Raw genomic sequence first — 2,185 nt, 5'->3', positions numbered from 1 at the left:
CGCGCGGCCGCGTTCTTCGCCGTGGGGTACATCCTGTACGAGTTCGTGCAGCCGTACCTTCCCAAGGGCGTCTTCGACTGGAAGGACGTCGTGGCCACGGTCGTCGGGTATGGTGTGGCGGTGCTGGTGCTGAAGCTCGTCTGGCGCCGGCTGGGCGGGGAGGGTCCCGCGCGCGGTCGTCCTCGGGAGGACTGACGGGGCGACGCCCGTCGGAGGTCGCCGGGAACCCGCTTCGAATCGGGAGTTCACCATCGTGATCGACATTCTGGCGGTCATCGCCCTGGCCCTCGTCGTGGTCTGGGACCTCTACGTCTATCACGGCGTCATCGCGCCGTTCCTCGAGGAACGCGATGCGTACGACCGGTCGCTTCTCGACCCGTTCGCCGCGCGCCGGAACTGGAACCGATACTGCGAAATCATTGCCGGGGAGCAGGGCCCGGCGGCGGCGCGCAAAGCCCGCATCGAGGGCCATCTGCTGTTCTGGGCCATCTGGATCCTGGTCGTCTTCATCGTGTTCCGCTCGGCGTCGGCCACGGGATAGCCCACGGTCTCAGGCCGCTTCCGTCCGGTGCGGCACGGAGGGGCTTGGACGATCGGGCTTTCTTGTTTATGGTGCCGGGGATCGTCGTCCGGCCGCCCGGCCGGAATCGGGAATCATCGTTCGCCCGGAGGAACACCCGCATGCTGAAGCGATGGATTGGACTCGGCCTCGTGATCATGGCTCTCGCTGCATCCCCTGTGGGCCGGGCCTTCGCAGAACTCCAGACCCGGGGAGCCGTGTCCATGCGCGTCCACTACGTCGAGATCGTCTGTCGCAATGTCGAGGAGCAGTGCGCCGCGCTGGCGGCCGTTCACGGAGTGGCCTTCGGTGCGCCCACGGCCGACCTGGGGCTGGCCCGGGTGGCCGAGGCGGCCGACGGCCTGCTCATCGGAGTGCGGGCCCCGCTCGCCGAGCACGAGACGCCCATCGTGCGGACCTACTACGAGGTGGCGGACATCGCGCAGGCCGTCGCGGAAGCCGAGGCGGCAGGGGCCGTGATCGCCTATCCGCCGACCCGGCAGGGCGACACGGGCACCTGGGCGATCTATTTCCTGGGCGACATCCAGATCGGGCTCTGGCAGCGGTAGGGCGCGGCGGGGTCAGGCGGTCCGGGTCGCAACCCGAACACGGCGGCGCGGGGGCGCGCCGGTACGAGGAAGGTCACGATGTCGCGAGTCCGCGTGGAGAGTTTCAGCATCTCGCTCGACGGCTACGGCGCCGGTCCGGACCAGGACCTGGAGCACCCCTTGGGCGTCGGCGGGACGGATCTGCACCAGTGGTTCCTGCCCACCCGCACGTTCCAGCGCACGCTGTTCGGCAACGACGCGGGTTCGGAGGGCGTCGACGATGGCTTCGCGCAGCGGGGCTTCACGAACATCGGCGCCTGGATCCTGGGGCGGAACATGTTCGCTCCGCTGCGCGGCCCCTGGCCCGACCACGCGTGGAAGGGTTGGTGGGGCGACAACCCGCCCTACCACGTGCCGGTCTTCATCCTGACCCACCACGACCGTCCGACCCTGGAAATGGAGGGGGGCACCACGTTCCACTTCGTGACCGGGGGCATCCACGACGCGCTCGCCCGGGCGCGTGAAGCCGCGGGCGACCGGGACGTGCGCATCGGCGGCGGGCCCCAGACGATCCAGCAGTATCTGCGGGCGGGCCTCATCGACGAGATGCACCTGGCGGTCTCGCCGTACCTGCTCGGCCGCGGCGAGCGGCTGTTCGAGGGCGTCGACATGCGGGCCCTGGGCTACCGGTGCGTTGAGTCGGTCGCCTCGGAGAAGGCCACGCACGTGGTGATCCGGCGCAAGTCCGGGGCCTGACCCGCTTGTTGACCGGCACCTGCGCGAAGGGAGCCGAAATGAATCGCGAAGACCAATCCGCGGCCACGCCGGAGATCGACCGCGCCGCCCCGGTGCAGGCTGCGGCGTCGGTGTTCATCGCGGCGCCGCCGGAGTCGGTGTGGTCCGTCCTGGCCGACATCGCGTCGTGGCCGGACTGGAATCCGGACGTGGCGCGCACCGCGCTGCACGGACCGCTCGAAGTCGGCAGCCGGTTCGACTGGAAGGCGGGCGGGATGCCGATCCGGTCGGTCCTCATGGCGGTCTCCGCGCCCGGCGTGCTGGCCTGGACCGGCACGACCAT

At 70.1% G+C, this 2,185-nt stretch carries 5 protein-coding genes; all 5 read left to right on the top strand.

Going from position 1 to position 2,185, the window contains the following annotated elements; all coding sequences use genetic code 11:
- A partial coding sequence (locus tag KDM41_18020) for a hypothetical protein (GenBank protein ID MCB1185320.1) occupies positions 1–195 on the top strand: 195 nt, incomplete at its 5' end.
- A gap of 58 nt (positions 196–253) precedes the next feature.
- Positions 254–541 (top strand): hypothetical protein, encoded by a 288-nt coding sequence (locus KDM41_18015; protein MCB1185319.1) that lies wholly within the window; start codon positions 254–256, stop codon positions 539–541.
- 242 nt (positions 542–783) lie between these two features.
- On the top strand, positions 784–1,128 hold the full coding sequence (locus tag KDM41_18010) for a hypothetical protein (GenBank protein MCB1185318.1): 345 nt from the start codon (positions 784–786) through the stop codon (positions 1,126–1,128).
- Positions 1,129–1,206: 78 nt separating this feature from the next.
- Positions 1,207–1,863, top strand: a complete 657-nt coding sequence (locus KDM41_18005) for a dihydrofolate reductase (GenBank protein MCB1185317.1) — start codon at positions 1,207–1,209, stop codon at positions 1,861–1,863.
- 38 nt (positions 1,864–1,901) lie between these two features.
- Positions 1,902–2,185 (top strand): SRPBCC family protein (locus tag KDM41_18000; protein ID MCB1185316.1); only part of this gene is annotated, 284 nt, incomplete at its 3' end.

The organism is bacterium, from assembly GCA_020440705.1.
Taxonomy (GTDB): Bacteria; Krumholzibacteriota; Krumholzibacteriia; order LZORAL124-64-63; family LZORAL124-64-63; genus JAGRNP01.
Note: the sequence above shows the minus strand (reverse complement) of the source record. Positions and strands in the feature narration are given on the sequence as shown.